The sequence below is a fragment of the Echinicola soli genome (genome assembly GCF_006575665.1).
In the GTDB taxonomy this organism is placed as follows: Bacteria; Bacteroidota; Bacteroidia; order Cytophagales; family Cyclobacteriaceae; genus Echinicola; species Echinicola soli.
In genome coordinates, this window is sequence record NZ_CP041253.1 from 3064421 (window position 1) to 3082813 (window position 18393).

Genomic DNA, 18393 nt, shown 5'->3' on the forward strand with positions numbered 1-18393 from the left:
CACAAAATTGATGGTGGATAGGAAACAATTCAACGACCTATTAAAACGGTACCTAAAGGGTGAAACTGGCAAGGATGAAAATAAAGCGGTGGATCAATGGTTCAAAAAGAGTTTTGAAGGAAAATCCATTGGTGAACATCAGGATCTCACGGCTTTGGGGAAGGAAATATTAACCCAGATCAGTGTCAAATTAAATAAAACGAAAACGGGCCAAAGAAAAATTGTGAACCTTTATACTTGCCATTGGTGGAAAACCGCCGCGGCTATCTTTCTCTTACTGGTAGGGGGCTATTGGATAATTGCAGGTAGGTATCAAAATGCTGGGTTATTGACCAAGTCCACAGGTAACGGTGAACAATTGCACCTTAAACTGCCCGATGGGTCAACTGTTATGTTGAATGTAGCTTCCAGTATCCAATATCCTGAGAAATTTGGTAAGGATAGACGTGAAGTGAGCGTCACGGGAGAAGCATTTTTTAAGGTGGTTGCCGACCCCGGGAGGCCTTTCCACGTGAATACGGAAAATTTGGTTACCGAAGTACTCGGTACACAGTTCAATGTCCACGCCTATCCTTCCGAACAGTCCCAAGTTGATGTCTTTGAAGGGAAAGTAAAGGTCTATTCAAGGGCAAATAGTAGCCAGAAAGAATTACTCAAGGTAAATCAAGCAGCCTCGTTCAACGATCAGGGAAAGCTCCATAAACATCCGGCCAACTTGAAAATGGCCGCAGCTTGGCGAGAGAGAATGAATTATATGGACAATACCTCTTTGGATGAGCTTGGCAAATTGATCGAGCGATGGTATGGCCATAAAGTAACCTTCATTCCTCATTCACTCGGGGACTGTACCCTGTCGGGAAAACTTAAAATGGGTGAGTTGGAATTACTGCTCAACCAAATAAAATTCATCAAAGAAATTGATTGGGAAATAAGCGGAAATAACACAATAGTATTTAAAGGACAACAATGTAATTGAACTGCCTATGTAACACCTTGTCTTACCACCTCCATAATTAGGCCCATACCTGATTGCAGCAGATATGGGCCAGATAGATTTCATTAACATTAGTTAACATTTACAAATTTATGTATTCCATCATCTTAAAACAATCGATATTATTATCGAAGAGAATATTTTATGCCTTTATGGTACAACTGTTTATGATACAGGTGCTTATGGCCAATGTCTCAAATGGCCAAAGCAAAGAACAGATTACATTTTCTTTTTTTGCCCAGGATTCCAGATATACGGAAGTATTCAACCAAATAGAGGCCAAGACGGATCTGGTATTTCTCTATGATGACGTCATTGCCGACAGTGACGATCGTTTTAGTCTTAACAGGGATAATATTAGCCTGGACAAGTTACTGGGCCTACTGGAGCGAAGGGGACTTAGGTTTATGAGGGAAGGTGACCACATTTCCGTGAAGCGAACATTTGGTGGGTACGCCAAGTTGGAGATTACCGGAAGGGTAACCAATGAAAATGGGGAACCCATGCCAGGTGCCACTATCCTGATCAAGGGAACCAATGTGGGCACCGTATCGGATAATGACGGGTATTACCACATCAGTGCCGAGGATGCCGGAGTGCTGATCTTCAATATGCTAGGTTATAAAAACCAAGAAGTTACCATTGATGGGAGGAGTGAGATCAATGTCGTGCTCCAAGAGGAAAGCACTGCACTGGATGAGGTAGTGGTCATGGGGTATAATACGGTCGAAAAACAACACGTGGCCTCGTCGGTTGCAGAAATGGATATGAAAAGGGCAAAGATGCGGCCGATTTACAAGCTTCAGGAGGCCTTTAGTGGTACCCTGCCCGGTGTCACGATGCTGCAGGGAAGCAACCTCCCCGGTAGCGTACCGGGAACCATAAATATCCGGGGGATCAGTACCTTGCAAAATGCCGATCCATTGGTGATCGTGGATGGGATGGAGCAGTCCCTGACCGATATCGACCCCAACGAAATCAAAAGCATCAGTGTACTCAAAGATGCTGCCTCGGCAGCGATGTATGGATCCAGAGGTGCCAATGGCGTGATCATCATTACCACTAACAGGGGAACCACCGGGCAGTTTAGAGTGGATCTTCATTCGTGGGCAGCTATGAACGATCCGATCGATTTACCTACGTTCGTGAGCGCAGTGGATTATATGCGCTTGAACAACGAAGCGCGTGAACACCAGGGGCAAACTCCCCAATTTACCGATGAGGACATTATTGACTCCGGAAATGGTAATTCCACAAATACGGATTGGTTGGACGAGGTGATGGAAAGAAGGGCTCATTCCTACAACATGTCCGCAAACATCTCCGGTGGAGGAGGTGTTGGGACATTTAACCTGATGCTGGGCTATCTGAAAGAAAATGGACTGAATAACTACGAAGGATCGGAGCGGTTCAGTGCCCGGTTCAATACTGATATCCATATCGACGACAAGTTTGTCCTGTTGGCGGACTTCTATGCCAGAAGACTGCAGGTGAACAGGCTACATGCCAATTCAGATGGACACGGGCTCTATAAAATTGCCTGGAGGATGAACCCAACGCAAGCGATATTTTATGACTCCGATATTCAGGACCATTATATGCTCCACAATGAGATGAACCCAATTGCATCCATTAACCATGGCGGTGAGCGTAACAATCTCTACGACAGAAGCACCATCAACCTCCGCCCACGCTATCATATCAATGATAACCTGCACATTAACGGAAATATCTCCTATATGATCAATAAATCTGCCAATAAGTATAAGCGGGAAACGTTCAAGTTCTTTGATGGAGATGGCGTGCCGGTGACTACATGGGGAAATGAAGTGGATTCCGAACAGGGGGTAAGTGTCAGCCAACTTACGGCCAGGGCAAATATCAATTATGAGCGCAACCTAAGAAAAGAGCGGGATAAGCTCTACTTGGTCGCTGGTACGGAATTCATGAACTATAACTATACCGATTACAGGGAAATTGCAAAGGCTTCATTTTATTCAAAGCTCAATTATTCCTTTGATGACCGCTACCTGCTGGAAGTAACCGCACGCGGGGACGGAAGCAGTAAGTTTGCCCCCGGGCACCGATGGGGCTTTTTTCCTTCCGGAGCTTTGGCCTGGAATGTCCATAACGAAAGGTTTTTATCCGGGATCACCCAGAATGGTTTGGTCAATAACCTAAAGATCCGGTTATCCTATGGCCTGATCGGGAACGAAAATGTGGCCCCCTATCTATGGCAGGAAGTGGTCAACAACTGGGGCTGGACGATGCGGGTCCCCAACCCGAGCTTTAGCTGGGAAAAACAACGACAGGGAAATATTGGGCTTGATTTGGCCATGTTTGACAATCGCTTCAGGTTTACTGCCGAAGTATATAAGAAACATTCCTTTGACCTGATCTATTCTGAGTTTCCTGTACCACCGTTGACCGGATCGCATAGTCTGGAATCCGCTGTCAACATTGGGGAGGTGGAAAACAAAGGCTGGGAGCTGTCAGGATCATGGAGTGATAAGATTGGGGAACTGTCCTATACCGTTGGCGGAATATTGTTTGATAACAATAACAAAGTCCTCAAGGCAGGGTACAATGAATCCGATACGTTGATTTTTAAGGATAACAATGAAAAAATCTGGTACAGGGGAATTGCCTTGGACAATTATTACGGTTTTGAAAGCAACGGCTATTTTCAGAACCAGCAGGAGGTGGACGAAACATCTGCGAAACTTCCCAATACCCTGCCAGGCGATATCCGCTATGTCGACCAAAACGGGGACGGGGTCATCAACGACAAGGACCGTGTGGACCTGGGAGATCCTTTTCCGCACATGAACTATTCCATTACCTTGGACCTGCGTTTCAGGAGGTGGGATTTTAGCTTTTTGGGCCACGGAGTGGGGCGACGGACCGGCAGGCTTGGTGGCCAGGAAGGATTTCCAGTATATATGGATGGGGAAAACAACGACCTAGGTGCACCTCGACAATATTACATGGACAACAGGTGGACTCCAGAAACCCCAAACAGCCGATTCCCACGCATGTGGACCGGAACCACCCCAAATTCCGAGCTCAGTGATGTGTGGTTAGGGGATGCCTCCTTTTTTAGGATCAAGACCCTTCAATTGGGATATACATTCCCCCGAATTGCCAAAGGCGTTAAAAATATGCGCGTTTACCTCAATGCCCAGGATGCCTTTACCTTTACTAATTGGGAAGGGCTGGAGCCTGAAAGGAACGGTGGTACAGGCAATTACCCGAGAATGGCCAGTTATAGTTTGGGCGTAAAATTCACAATTCTCTAATCAAGACATGACCATGAAAAAAATAGTTTGCTTACTCGTTTTAATAATCACCTTTACAGGATGCGAAAGTTTTCTGGACAGGACGGATCCGACTGCTACTTCTTTCACAGAGTTCTTTAACGATGAAGATGACCTTAGGAGGGTTACCTACAGTAGTTTTTATGATGTTTTTACCCACCATAGCAATAGGAGAAGCCTGCTGTACATGCTGGACGGCCGCTCGGACAATGCCTATGCCCGAGATTTCAGCGATCACCATCAAGCGATCGCCAATGGTACCCTGAACGCCAGCAGTCTGGGGATAGAGTATTATTATTCGATTTATATGAAGCATGTAGGCCGGCTGAATACCTATATCGCCAGTATTGATGAGCCATATGTGGAGGATGAGGACATCAGGACCCGATATGAAAATATTTTGAAAGGTTTGCGGATGTGGCACTATCTACGGCTTACCTTCTATTGGGGAGATGTGCCCTTTATGCTCGAACCTGCAGATCTGGACGACGCCAGACAGCCGGCAATGCCCAAGGAGGAAATCCTTGAGACCATATTTCCGATGGCCGAGGAAATCGCCGATCAACTGCCCGTGGATGAATATACTTCCAACAAGTACATGTTCAACCAGATGTCTTTGAAAGCCGTGATCATGCGCTATGCGCTCTATCATGAACGTTTCGAATTGGCCGCCCGGTTGGCCAAGGAAATTATGGACAGTGGAAACTATAGCCTTCACCCAAATTATGGTGATCTCTTCCAGTATGATGCATCTTCCAACAACAGTGAATTTATTGTCCATTTGGACGAAGAAAGCCATAGTGGCAGCACAACCTATTCGTTTAGGGATCTGGGGCCTCATTTCCGCACTGGAAATGGCCAATCCTATTGTGTCCCATTGAAGTCATTGGTGGACAGCTACTGGACCTTGCAGGGCCGGCCTATCGAAAACTGTCCGCTTCACACCAAAGAAGAATATGAACTGGATCCTGCTCTAAACAGGGATCCGCGGTACCAAGCATCTATCATGGGACATGGTGATGAATTCTATGGAGAATCCATTGATATTTACAACCGCAATAATCCCATGTACTATGAGAATCAAAGGGCCAGTAAATCCGGATACTGGTTCAAAAAGTTTGTCTCCGAAAACGATGCTTTCAGAAACGGGAACATGGAATACGGTTTGCTCAGGTATGCAGAAGTACTTTTGACCTATGCAGAGGCAAGGATCATGATGGGTGATGTGGATGCGCTGGCCAAAGATTGCATCAATCAGGTCAGAGAAAGGGCTGGCCTGGACATGAGTGAAGCAGATGTGACCCTGCCAGCCTTCAGCAGCTATGGGCAAGAGGAATGGACCGGCCTGATCAGAAATGAAAGGAGAGTGGAATTTGCCGGGGAAGGTTTGAGATATGCAGATATCATTCGTTGGAGAATAGCCGAGGAAGTATTAAACCAACCTGCCCTGGGACATACCAGGGAAGAGAACGGCCAGATGACCAGTCTAAAGATTGAAGACAGGACCTTTGGCCCCCACCAATATAAATGGCCTTTTCCTGAAAGTAGTTTAAAGGTGAATCCTGGTCTTAAACAAAACGCAGGGTATTAATAGTATCCTTTTGGATTTAGATCCCAGCCATTTTTGCAATGGCTGGGATCATATTAAAGGTTACCCCAACAAAAAGGGTGGTCGGTGGATCATCGGAATGGAGTAGGCTATGGATAATGGAATCCAGGACCGTCAAACCGCTTTTTTGGTAACCATCAATGATATAATCAATCTTTTACACACCGGATAGGATAACCGTTTTCGGCATTGGCTACTAATTTGCCACGAGAAATTCCATTGTTGTCACCCCATATTGCCCTATAAATTTTCATTCCATCGATGGAATCGTTGAAGTTCGGTGACCCAAAAAAGGCTTCTTTGCTTTGTATTTCATTTGGCCATTGAAAAGTCAGATATCCTTCCTCTGTATGCATGGAAATAGAAGGCAAGAAAATGGACTTTTCCCTGCACTTCAGAAAATCCAATACCTCAGAGCCTTTGAAAAGGGCAGTGTCTATCCGGTGACCATGGAAAAGGGCGGCAAAGAAGAGATCATGTACGTTTCGGCCAATCCCAAGTTCAAATCGGTCAATGTCTATGATGTCGAAATGAAGATGGTCAAGACCAATGACCTTAAATTGGGCAAGGATCAGGGAAAGGAGGTAAAGCAGGACCAGCAGGAAGAAAAGCAACAGACTCCAAAGGTGAAGAACACCCTTAAGGAACCCAAAAAGGGGAAAGGGGCAAGGATGTAGGAATTTCGTGGTTTTTAAATGATAAGCACCTTCAAGATGATTGGAGGTGTTTTTCCTATTTCTGCAACCTTAGTTTTTGAAATTGGTAAAAATTACTATATTTGATTTGGCGATAGCCGTTTTTTGACAAATAACACTACTACACTTATGCAATCACACAATCCCCAAGATGCGGGCCATATATCACGTTTTTCGGATAAGATAATACTTGGCCATTCCAACTGTCAATTTAAGATGTATACCCATTACCATTGGGAAAATACCTTAATTAGGGTATTTTTTGATAATGCGGGATGATGTAATTTTGTGGATAAACAGACTATAGACGTAAGTAAACGTTTATAGCATTCAACAAACCGAAGTTGAAATAGACGTAATCGGACTACATTTATACAGGCGTTGCGAATAATGCTGATAAACAAATCTGAATTGAAAAACTTAACATAGGAAATAAAAAAATGAGTAAATTTTTAACAGGCAAAGAATTAGAAGATACCGTTTATGACATTATTTGGGAAACAGAAAATACATTAATGATTGTTTCCCCCTTTATCAAACTTGATGACTATTTCAAAAAACTATTTGACAAACATGAAAACAACCCAAGAATTCACCTGCTTTTAGTCTTTGGAAAAAACGAGAAATCGGTTAAAAAAAGTATGAGTAAAGCCGACTTTGACTATTTTAAAAAATTTCTTAATGTAAGTATTGTTTACGTTCCAAATTTACACGCAAAATATTATGGCAACGAGAAAAAAGGAATAATTACATCAATAAATCTTTATGATTATTCATTTAAAAACAATATTGAATTTGGTGTTTTTAGTCAACAAAGCCTTTTGGGTAGGTTCAAACAATCAGCAGACAATGATGCTTGGAATGAATGTATGGAAATTGCAGAAAACAATGAAGTAGTTTTTATTAAAAGACCTGTTTTTGAAAGTAAAAAAATCATAATTAGTCTTGGCAAAAGCTACATCAAATCCAATATTTTATTCAACTGAGAAGTTTTACGGTTTTACAAAAAACAGAAAGACTGACGAAAAAAGGTTATTGGATTTTCCTGAAGAATTGGAATTGAATTCAGCCAATACAGAACGACCTGAACGAGAAATTGAAGAAATCCAAACCCAAGGGTTTTGTATTAGGTCTGGCAAAAAAATAAAATTCAACCCAAAACAGCCAATGTCAAGAGAATCTTGGAAAATTTGGAATGAATATGGAAATGAGGATTTCCCTGAAAAGTATTGCCATAAAACAGGCAAACCATCGAATGGGAAAACATCAATGAAAAAACCAATTATGTAAAAAGACCACCCTAGTGGACGAAATTACAAGTAGATTGAAGATAGCTTTACCTGATCCTAGATTTGTATCTCTCTTTTAGCCTGTTGAGTAGCTGGATTGGCCGAAATGGAAGGGTTTTTGGACTTTATCTATCCTCCGTTTTTCCCTCCATCAACTTCCTTACATTTTCGTAATCATAAAACATAAGCCCGCCTATTTTGGTGAAAGGCAGGGTTCCGTTTCAATCTCACTCAAGAAGATATCTGCAGTCCTAAGCCATTCCTTTAAATACCGCTTCAGGTATTTTTCAGTAGTTCTATAATTCTTTAAGGAGCCATTTGAAAGGGTATTGGCATAGGCGACCTTGTGATAATCCACCAGCTTCATCAGGGTAAAATCTTCCTCCCCTCCAGTTAAGAAGTAATTTTTTAACTCGTCTATATGGAATCGCCTTTTTTTTGAAGAGAACTCATGATAAGCACCGAGTACATCGGCCCTCACTTCTTCTAAATAAAAAATCAAATCGGAATTGGATTTTCGTTGGGATTTGGGATACCTGGATATTCCGGAGCATGTTGACCCCATGATCCGGGAATGAACCGGAGGTTGAAAAGTAGCTTAAGCGGCTGTTTTCAACTGCCATTCCGGCGGATGCTGACCCCCTAAAGTAATATTTCAGCAATAATTCCGGAGCATATTGCCCCCTCTGTTGTCAGATTCCGGAGCATATTGCCCCCTCATAATGCTGGTTTTGGTTTTTTAGCGGATGATTTATATACCACTAACCGTGATCCAATGGCAGGAAAACCAAAACCAATGAGTCAGATAAAACAATTGATCATTCTCAACAAGCAGGGCAAAGGGATCAAGACCATTTCCCGAATGCTTGGCATGAGCAAGAATACCGTAAAAGCCTACCTGGTCAAGCTGGAAAAGCTGCTGGGGCAGACAGGTACGAGCCTAACCATAGATGATCTGCTCGCCCTTGAAGAGCCGGAGATCCATTCCCGTTTCCATCCTGGCAACCCTTCCTATAAGGATCCCCGGTACGATCATTTTAAAATGCGTCTTGAATATTTTCGTAAAGAGCTGAAGCGTACCGGGGTTACCAGGGCACTTTTGTGGGAGGAATACAGACAGTCCCATCCGGATGGTTACAGCTACTCACAGTTCTGCCACCACCTTGACCAGCATGACCTTGCCCGGTCAAAACCAACCATGGTACTTGACCATCCGCCCGGGGAAAAGCTTTATATTGATTTTGCCGGCAAGACGATTGACTACATAGACCGGGAAACTGGAGAGGTCATTTCCTGCCAGTTTTTTGTGGCCTGCCTGCCCTGTTCGGACTATGCTTTTGCCATGGCCGTGCCCAGCCAGCGTATAGCCGATTTTCTCCATGCCCTGGCCTGCTGCCTGGAACATTTGGGCGGGGTCCCTTCCCTGCTGGTCCCCGACAACCTGAAGTCGGCAGTGGACAAGGCCGACAAGTACGAACCGGATATCAACCGGGCACTGGAAGACTTTGCCAACCATTACGGTACGGCCGTCCTGCCTGCAAGGGCCCGAAAGCCCCAGGACAAGGCCCTGGTCGAGAACCAGGTCAACATGCTCTACTCCAGGGTATATGCCAAGCTGAGGAACATGCAGTTCTTTGATCTTTATGCGCTCAACCAGGCCATTAAAATCCGGATCAGGGCCCATAACCAGACACGGATGCAGCGCAGGCCCTACTGCCGGGAAGAAAAGTTTTTGGCCGATGAAAAAAACCTGTTGGGAAAACTTCCCGAGGACCGGTTTGAGCTACGCTACCATGCCCTGCTGACCGTGGCAAAAAACAACCATGTTTACCTGGCAAGGGACAAGCAATATTACAGTGTCCCGTATACCCTTATTGGCAAGAAAGTGAAGGTAGTCTACACCAGGTCCATGTTCTATGTCTACCATGAAGGCAAAAAGGTAGCCGTCCATGCCAGAAGCACCAAGGGCGGCTATTCTACCGTTGAAGACCATCTGTGTTCCCAGCACAGGCATTACAGGGACAGGAGCCCTGAATACTACAGGGAGCTTGCCCGTAAAAAATCGGAGGTCCTTTACCGGTATGTGTCCCTGCTGTTTGAGCAGAACCGGTATCCCGAGCAGCTTTACAGGACCTGTGACGGGCTGCTGGCCCTGAGCAGGAAGTCCGACCCGGACACCTTTGACAGGGCCTGCAAAATAGCCATGGACCACCAGGTCTATTCTTATGGGTTTATCAGGAACATCCTTGAAAACAACATGGCCCATGAACAGCCTGATACTACACAAAAAGCCCTGCCCAAACACGACAATGTCCGGGGCAAGGAATATTACGACCAACAGAAACTCCAATTTTAACACCTAATGAATATGAACCAGATCGAAGCACAAATGACCAGGCTTAAACTGCACGGTATGTCCAAAACATGGACAGCCCTGAAGGAAACCCGCAAAACCCAAAACCTCACGCTGACAGAAGGCCTTGAGATGATGCTCCAGGCCGAGGAGCAGGAAAGGGACAACAGGAGGTTCAGAAGGCTGGAGTCCAATGCCGGATTCAGGTATAAGGCCTCCCTGGAAGAACTCAAGCTTGATAAAACCAGGGGGTTGGACGATATGGTGCTGGCATCCCTGTCCACCGGAGACTACATCACCAAAGGGGAATCGGTGCTGATAACAGGGGCCACCGGCTGTGGTAAAAGTTACCTGGCATCCGCACTGGGACACCAGGCCTGTATCCAAGGGTTCAAGGCCGCCTATTTTAATACCCAGAAACTGATGCTCAAAACCAAGATGGTAAGGCTGGAAGGCACCGCTATCAAGTTCTTTGACAAGTTGGCAAAAGCCGACCTGCTCATCATGGATGATTTTGGGCTCACACATCTGGAAAAACAGCATCAGATGGACTTTATGGAGCTCATTGAGGACCGGCACGGGAAGAAATCCACCATCATCGCAAGCCAGTTGCCCATATCCAGCTGGTATGAGGTGATCGGTGAAGAAACGATAGCCGACGCCATTCTTGACAGATTGGTACACTCATCATACAGAATCGAACTTAAAGGTGATAGTCTAAGAAAAAAAATGTAAAATTGTCATACCATTGGATTCACATGACCAAACCAACTTTTAGAGGGGTCAATATCCCCGGAGAGGGGTCAGTATCATCCAGAATATCCAGGATACCCTTTTCTTTTATCCCAATCGGCCTCCTTTACATATTTTTTTACATTGTTGTCCGGTAAACCCGGATATTAGTTAAATTCAATTTTCAACTTCCTGATTATAAAGTGGTTATTTGGTTTTCGTCAGGGGCAAGCCCCCCTCATCTCAGGGAACAGTGTGTTTTGATTTTTCAAAATATCTTCTTGTATGATGGCTCTCCAGCTTCCTTCCGGATCCTCCAGGAACCTATACAAGCTGATATAATTCATTAATTGCTGTCTGACCAGGGATACCAAGTTGGAGAAAGCCCATTTCCTTTTGACCTGGCTTTTGATCAAGGTCAAAAGGAGATTGGCCAACATGGCCGACCATATCTGTATTTCTATGGCATTTTCATTGTCGCCCAAGAAGTACTTTAAAGGGAAGTTCTGCTTAAGCTGTTTGAATAATAGCTCTATCTGCCAGCGTCTTTTATAGATGAGTGCTATCTTCTCTGCTGCCATCTCAAAATTATTGGTAATCAACTCAAACAGGCGTTCACTTTTGCTGTCCCAATAGGCTATTCTCCTGGAACGGTGCTCCTGTTGCTTGTTCTTGCCATATCGTAAGATGATTTCTTCATCCTTGAGTACTCCGGAATCTGCCTGATCAGGAATATTAAACTCCTTTCGGGCCTGATAGACAGCATTGTCTTTTAACCTGGTCACATACCATATCCCGCTTTCGGTCAGGACCTCATATTTTCCATAATCCACATATCCCTTATCAAAAGTGATGATAGAGCCCCCGGGCAGGTTGAAAACCTCATCCAGGAAGGTATGGTCATGTCGGACAGCCGCACTGTAACGGACAAGATAAGGAACATGGTCACTCGCCCTGATGATGGTGTGCGCCTTAATACCTCCTTTCTTTTTGCCCGTTTTCGGGTTCCTGCCTACTCCCTTGAGAATATCCTTGAACAGACTAATGGTGGTAGAATCCATAATATAGAGCCTCTTCATATCAGCATCCTTCAACCGGCTGTCCGTTAAACTGTCACCATGCCTTTGGTACACACTCATGTATATATCGGCGAACACATCGCTCACACGTCGTTTGTTGGCTTCTGATAACGTACTCCGCCTTACCACATAGTTCAGACCCAAATGGGCCAATTTATGGGCATTGGCCAACAAACCGACAAGTGTCTCACGAATGGAATGATAGCCCTCAAATGCTACAAACAGCATTACTATCAAGTGGTTATAAGTCGTGAACTTCTTCACATAACGCTCCGCATTATGCCTGCGGGCTATCTCTCTTACCTCCCCCTTGTCAATGAACTTTATTAACTGATTGAATATCGGCTGTCCGCTAAAATTACTACTTTTGCCCATGGCTTAACTTTTTTGTGTCGTAACTCAAAAGTAGCCACAATGGGCTGGTTCAGCAATGGACTGGCCCTCTTTCATTTATTTTTTACCGGACACCAATGATTTTTTTAATGATATTTCCCTTTTAGATCCATTTAGGGATACCTTAGATAAACCTGAAACAATCCTGATTTTACTCTTTCCTTGCGAATGATGAAATGGATTCAGATAGTGTTCCTAACCTTCATAATGTTACGATTTGTAGTGTTTTGGGTAATTTTCACATTTGAATACCCATTTTGACGATCAAATCGAATCAAAAGGGTTCGAAATATATTCCTACAAATAACTTTTAAATAATTGATTAAAAGTTAATTAACTCAATTATAGGAAAAATCAGGTTAGCAAAAAATGTCACCTAATTACTCTCATAAACCTTGATTAACATTGGTTTATTTTGCATTGAAAAAAACAAAAAAGCCTGTAAACCATATGATTTACAGGCTTTTACAATCGAAAGGCTTCGAAAGAGTCGGAGTGGCGGGATTCGAACCCACGACCCCTTGCACCCCATGCAAGTACGCTACCGGGCTGCGCTACACTCCGATTATCTTTGGCCAGTTTAGAGAGCAAGGCCACGCTCTATCTATATCAACGAACCCACTACCTCTCCCGACCCCGTCGGGATACGCTACCGGGCTGCGCTACACTCCGATTATCTTTGGCCAGTTTAGGGAGCAAGGCCACGCTCTATCTATATCAACGAACCCACTACCTCTCCCGACCCCGTCGGGATACGCTACCGAGCTGCGCTACACTCCGATTATCTTTGGCCAGTTTAGAGAGCAAGGCCACGCTCTATCTATATCAACGAACCCCACAACCTCTCCCGACCCCAGTCGGGATACGCTACCGGGCTGCGCTACACTCCGATTATCTTTGGCCAGTTTAGAGAGCAAGGCCACGCTCTATCTATATCAACGAACCCCACAACCTCTCCCGACCCCAGTCGGGATACGCTACCGGGCTGCGCTACACTCCGATTATCTTTGGCCAGTTTAGAGAGCAAGGCCACGCTCTATCTATATCAACGAACCCCACAACCTCTCCCGACCCCAGTCGGGATACGCTACCGGGCTGCGCTACACTCCGATTATCTTTGGCCAGTTTAGAGAGCAAGGCCACGCTCTATCTATATCAACGAACCCCACAACCTCTCCCGACCCCAGTCGGGATACGCTACCGGGCTGCGCTACACTCCGATTATCTTTGGCCAGTTTAGAGAGCAAGGCCACGCTCTATCTATATCAACGAACCCCACAACCTCTCCCGACCCCAGTCGGGATACGCTACCGGGCTGCGCTACACTCCGATTATCTTTGGCCAGTTTAGAGAGCAAGGCCACGCTCTATCTATATCAACGAACCCACTACCTCTCCCGACCCCAGTCGGGATACGCTACCGGGCTGCGCTACACTCCGATTATCTTTGGCCAGTTTAGAGAGCAAGGCCACGCTCTATCTATATCAACGAACCCCACAACCTCTCCCGACCCCGTCGGGATACGCTACCGGGCTGCGCTACACTCCGATTATCTTTGGCCAGTTTAGAGAGCAAGGCCATGCTCTATCTATATCAACGAACCCACTACCTCTCCCGACCCCAGTCGGGATACGCTACCGGGCTGCGCTACACTCCGATTATCTTTGGCCAGTTTAGAGAGCAAGGCCACGCTCTATCTATATCAACGAACCCCACAACCTCTCCCGACCCCGTCGGGATACGCTACCGGGCTGCGCTACACTCCGATTATCTTTGGCCAGTTTTTAAGAGGATATCCTCACTCTAAATGTTTCATTTGCCCGAATTCTTCCGGTCTGGAATATGTCAGGATTACCATAAAAGCCGTTTTAGCGATTATGGTGGTGCAAAGAAAACAGAATTTTTAACTATATCAAAAAAATAGCAAAGGCTTTTCTAACTCCATTTGAGTTGTGATCGCTCGTGCCAGTAGTCTTCAGGTGCTACTGCCAGTTTGGAGAGGCTGTCCAGCTCGGCCTGGGTAAGCTGGAAAGTACTCGCTTTAAGGTTTGCTGTCAATTGTGGAATGGTGCTGGCTCCGCTTAGGACGTAGGCAGGGTTGATTTTGTCCATACAGAAGCGAAGCGCAATGGCATCGATGCCTACCTGGTATTTGTCTGCTAATCTTGAAAGGTAAGTGTAGGTTTTTTCGTAATAAGGATATGCATTGTTCGGAAATATTCTGCCATTGGCCATTGCTTCTTTTATGAGGATTTTTACGCCGTTTGTTTTGGCGTTTTGTAGGGTGGAGAATGTGGTTTGTTCGAGGATGTTAAAAGTCACCTGAAAAGTGTCGAATAATGGTGTGTCGTCGACAGCGATATTCATGGCCTGTTCCAGTACTTCCTGCTGCTCTGTGCCGCTGGAACTGAGCCCGATCAATACCCCAGTGGATCGCTTGATCGCAGCTAATTTCTCTAAGACATCCTCATCCTCATTCTCCAAGACGCCAGATGCTAATGTTGCCGAATGGATATGGTAAATCCCGAGAGCAGGACACAATTTCTGGGAATAACCCCACTGTTCCTCCAGTTTTTGCAAGCTGTGTTCCTTGATTTCATGCTTGCCTTCATAGCCCAGTTGCCAGTCAGCAGTATAGGTATAGCCCCATTTAGACCCGAACATCACATCTGGGTGATTTCGGCTTTGGTGCCATTCCAATAGAAACGATTCTCCCTTTCCGTAGGATGCCGCGGTATCAAAATACCTTACGCCAGATTTGTAGGCTTCATCCAGGACTTTTAGGCTGTGGTCGAAAAATGCCTCTTCAGACTTTTCTCGTTGATCTGATGGGTTGATATTGATGTATTCAGGTCTGCCAAGAGCGGCCATTCCTAGTCCGATTTGGGTAGAAGTCATTTAATAGAATTTAAACGGTGAAATTTCCAATTTACAAAAAATCATGTACCAAAACTAAGGTGAAATGGATTGTTGTAAATGAAGCAGTTTAGGGCGTTTGGAGTGGGCGATTTACAAAAAAACAGTAAGATTACAGCGATATTTAGCACTCCAGGTAATCTAAGAGATGCTGAAACTTTCTTTTGTATCACCAATAAAGTAAATGGTGTTTCTTCAAGTCATAAAATTATTTCTACACCAAATTCAATTCTTATCCCTATATTTGCAGCCAAAGTTCTTTTCATATTTACTTCAATAACCAATATAGGTCTCCGACTACGGTCGGAGATAATAGGGAACCGTGTGAAAATCACGGGCTGTCGCGCAACTGTAAGTGACCAAAATAATTCTTGCCCTTGGTTGTCCACTGTTCTGATCGTTTTCAGGATGGGAAGGACGGCAAGAATGTCATGAGCCAGGAGACCTGCCTGTATTGACCTATTCGCAACTTGTGGATAGGAGTGACAATGCTTTCGCGATTTGAAGCTGCTGTCAGGTACACACGCTTTTCCTTTCTTCTCCGGGATCATTGTGCCCAAGGGAAAAGTATGTCTATTTTTCAGTCTCTTCTTACCGTATCATTCCATAAGCATTGTGAAGTGTGGCGAAGGGCTTTTGACGAATTATTTATCACGTTAAAAGTTTTAAACGATGCTAACGCAAAATCTTGGCTACCCGCGAATTGGTAGCAAAAGACAATTGAAAAAAGCCTGTGAGGCTTACTGGGCGGGGAAGATCCCGCTAAATGACCTTCAGGAAACTGCTGCGGAAATCCGGGAAAACAACTGGAAACTACAACAGGAAGCCGGATTGGGCCTGATTCCTTCCAATGATTTCTCCTTTTATGATCAGGTATTGGACATGGCGTTCACGGTGGGAGCCATTCCCGAGCGCTATCATGAGATACTGACGGAACTGAAAAAGCCGGAGCTTGACCTGTATTTTGCAATGGCCAGGGGCTATCAAAAGGATGGACTTGATATCATTGCAATGGAAATGACCAAATGGTTTGATACCAATTATCACTACATTGTTCCTGAATTTACCAAAGGCCAACAGTTTAAGCTGTTTTCTACCAAGGTGCTGGACGAATTCAAAGAGGCCAAGCGCCTAGGCATCCTTACCAAACCAGTATTGATAGGGCCCGTTTCCTTTTTGCTTTTGGGCAAGGAAAAAGAAGAGGGCTTCCACCGCCTTGATCTGCTGAAGCAACTGTTGCCGGTGTATATCGATGTGTTGAAAAAACTGGAAGCCGTGCATGCTGATTGGGTGCAGATTGACGAGCCTTTTTTGGCAATGGACCTTGATGGTGCAGAGCAGTCAGCGATAAAGTGGGCTTATCAAGAAATAAAAAAAGCAGTTCCCGGGCTAAAAATACTCTTGACTACCTATTTTGGTGCACTTGATGATAACTTGGAGTTGGCTGCCGGACTGCCGGTTTGTGGTCTTCACGTGGACTTGGTGAGGAATCCTGATCAGTTGGAAGCGGTATTGGAGAAAGTACCTTCTAATATGAGCCTATCCCTTGGTGTGGTAGATGGGAGAAATATCTGGAAAAATGATTATCAGGCTTCTTTGGAGCTGATCAGGAAGGCTCGACACAAGAAGGAAGATGATCGCCTAATGATCAGCCCGAGCTGTTCATTGCTCCACAGCCCCTGTGACCTGGACGAAGAAACCAAGGAGGAATCGCTAAGTGCTGAACTTAAAAATTGGCTGGCTTTTGCCCGTCAAAAAGTAAATGAGATCGCTGTATTAAGAGCAATTGCCCTCGATGATGGCGTAGCTCGGCACAATGCATTGTTGGAGGAAAATAAGACAGCATTACGCAGCAAGGCAACGTCCATCCAGATACATAAACCCAATATCCAAAAAGCCGTGGCCAGACTTAGTCCTGAGCATGGCCGACGGAAAAGTGCTTTCCCAAGCCGCAAAGCACTACAGTGTGAACAACTTGATTTGCCACATTTTGCCACTACCACCATTGGTTCTTTTCCCCAGACCAGGGAAGTGCGCCAATGGCGCTCTCAATTGAAAAAGGGGATATTGACTGAAAATCAATATAACGCCAATATCAAAGAGGCTACCGAAAAAGCAATCCGTTGGCAGGAAGAAGTGGGCTTGGACGTTTTGGTCCATGGAGAGTTTGAGCGCAACGATATGGTGGAGTATTTTGGTGAAAAACTAGAAGGCTTCGCATTTACCCAGAATGGATGGGTGCAGAGTTATGGTTCGCGGTGCGTAAAACCCCCAATCATCTATGGTGACGTGTCACGACCAGAGCCAATGACATTATTTTGGACAAAATTTGCCCAATCAATGACAGATAAGCCCGTAAAAGGGATGCTTACAGGGCCGGTTACCATTTTGCAATGGTCTTTTGTTCGAAATGACCAACCCAGAAAAGTTACCTGCCAGCAAATTGCCTTGGCAATTCGCGAAGAAGTGAAGGATTTGGAAAAAGCGGGGATTCACATCATCCAAATTGACGAGCCCGCTTTACGGGAAGGGCTTCCTCTTCGACATGCGGATTGGGACAGCTACCTGCAATGGGCTGTGGAATGTTTCCGGATTTCTGCATCGGCAGTGGAAGATTCTACACAAATCCATACCCATATGTGCTATTCTGAATTTAATGATATTATCGAACATATTGCTGCCATGGATGCGGATGTGATTACCATCGAATGTTCTCGTTCACAGATGGAATTGCTGGATGCCTTTGCACAGTTTAACTATCCCAATGACATTGGACCAGGCGTGTATGATATCCATTCTCCAAGGGTGCCTTCCACAGCAGAGATGGTAACGTTGATAGAGAAGGCCACAGCGGTGGTGCCTTATCAGCAGTTATGGGTAAATCCAGACTGTGGCCTTAAGACCAGAGGATGGGATGAAACCGAGGAAGCACTGAAGCGAATGGTGGATGCTGCCAAAAAACTGAGGGCAGAGATTGCTACAGATGTGACCATATCATAAACAATTCATTAATCCG

12 protein-coding genes, 1 tRNA gene and 1 riboswitch are annotated in these 18393 nt (G+C 45.1%); of the genes, 9 read left to right on the top strand and 4 right to left on the bottom strand.

The window, feature by feature from the left end; all coding sequences use genetic code 11:
- Window positions 1-10: 10 nt before the first annotated feature.
- The 6 genes from FKX85_RS12220 to FKX85_RS21570 all read left to right on the top strand — a co-directional run bounded on the left by FKX85_RS12220 (window position 11) and on the right by FKX85_RS21570 (window position 7905).
- Window positions 11-976, top strand: a complete 966-nt coding sequence (locus FKX85_RS12220) for a FecR family protein (protein ID WP_141615000.1) — start codon at window positions 11-13, stop codon at window positions 974-976.
- A 170-nt stretch (window positions 977-1146) separates the two neighbouring features.
- Complete coding sequence (locus tag FKX85_RS12225; RefSeq protein WP_229239608.1) at window positions 1147-4293, top strand: SusC/RagA family TonB-linked outer membrane protein; 3147 nt, start codon at window positions 1147-1149, stop codon at window positions 4291-4293.
- Between the two features lie 13 nt (window positions 4294-4306).
- On the top strand, window positions 4307-5902 hold the full coding sequence (locus tag FKX85_RS12230) for a RagB/SusD family nutrient uptake outer membrane protein (protein ID WP_229239609.1): 1596 nt from the start codon (window positions 4307-4309) through the stop codon (window positions 5900-5902).
- Between the two features lie 368 nt (window positions 5903-6270).
- Window positions 6271-6597 carry a hypothetical protein gene (locus FKX85_RS12235; RefSeq protein ID WP_210416849.1) on the top strand — a complete coding sequence of 109 codons (327 nt, stop codon included), beginning with the start codon at window positions 6271-6273 and terminating at the stop codon, window positions 6595-6597.
- Between the two features lie 458 nt (window positions 6598-7055).
- Window positions 7056-7601: a phospholipase D-like domain-containing protein gene (locus tag FKX85_RS21565; protein WP_210416850.1), complete on the top strand. Its 546-nt coding sequence runs from the start codon at window positions 7056-7058 to the stop codon at window positions 7599-7601.
- Entirely contained in the window at window positions 7561-7905 is a 345-nt protein-coding gene (locus FKX85_RS21570) for a hypothetical protein (RefSeq protein ID WP_210416851.1), read from the top strand. Before FKX85_RS21565 ends, FKX85_RS21570 begins: the two co-directional genes overlap by 41 nt.
- 192 nt (window positions 7906-8097) lie before the next feature.
- Here the strand turns inward: FKX85_RS21570 and FKX85_RS12250 are convergent, their stop codons facing one another.
- Entirely contained in the window at window positions 8098-8406 is a 309-nt protein-coding gene (locus tag FKX85_RS12250; protein ID WP_141615003.1) for a hypothetical protein, read from the bottom strand.
- A 294-nt stretch (window positions 8407-8700) separates the two neighbouring features.
- Between FKX85_RS12250 and istA the strand changes: the two genes are divergently transcribed.
- Window positions 8701-10260, top strand: coding sequence for an IS21 family transposase (gene istA / locus FKX85_RS12255; protein WP_229239610.1), 1560 nt, complete (start codon window positions 8701-8703; stop codon window positions 10258-10260).
- Between the two features lie 12 nt (window positions 10261-10272).
- A complete protein-coding gene (gene istB, locus FKX85_RS12260) occupies window positions 10273-10992 on the top strand; it encodes an IS21-like element helper ATPase IstB (RefSeq protein ID WP_141613449.1) in 720 nt (239 codons plus the stop codon).
- A 218-nt stretch (window positions 10993-11210) separates the two neighbouring features.
- Here the strand turns inward: istB and FKX85_RS12265 are convergent, their stop codons facing one another.
- From FKX85_RS12265 to FKX85_RS12275, 3 genes are all read right to left on the bottom strand, one after another.
- On the bottom strand, window positions 11211-12443 hold the full coding sequence (locus FKX85_RS12265; RefSeq protein ID WP_141614201.1) for an IS4 family transposase: 1233 nt from the start codon (window positions 12441-12443) through the stop codon (window positions 11211-11213).
- 508 nt (window positions 12444-12951) lie between these two features.
- A tRNA-Pro gene (locus FKX85_RS12270) sits at window positions 12952-13025 on the bottom strand.
- Window positions 13026-14396: 1371 nt separating this feature from the next.
- Complete coding sequence (locus tag FKX85_RS12275) at window positions 14397-15359, bottom strand: aldo/keto reductase (RefSeq protein ID WP_141615005.1); 963 nt, start codon at window positions 15357-15359, stop codon at window positions 14397-14399.
- A gap of 288 nt (window positions 15360-15647) precedes the next feature.
- Window positions 15648-15844: riboswitch (cobalamin riboswitch) on the top strand.
- A 205-nt stretch (window positions 15845-16049) separates the two neighbouring features.
- Here FKX85_RS12275 and metE point away from each other — a divergent pair.
- Window positions 16050-18377 (top strand): 5-methyltetrahydropteroyltriglutamate--homocysteine S-methyltransferase, encoded by a 2328-nt coding sequence (gene metE, locus FKX85_RS12280; protein ID WP_141615006.1) that lies wholly within the window; start codon window positions 16050-16052, stop codon window positions 18375-18377.
- The last annotated feature ends 16 nt before the right edge of the window (window positions 18378-18393 follow it).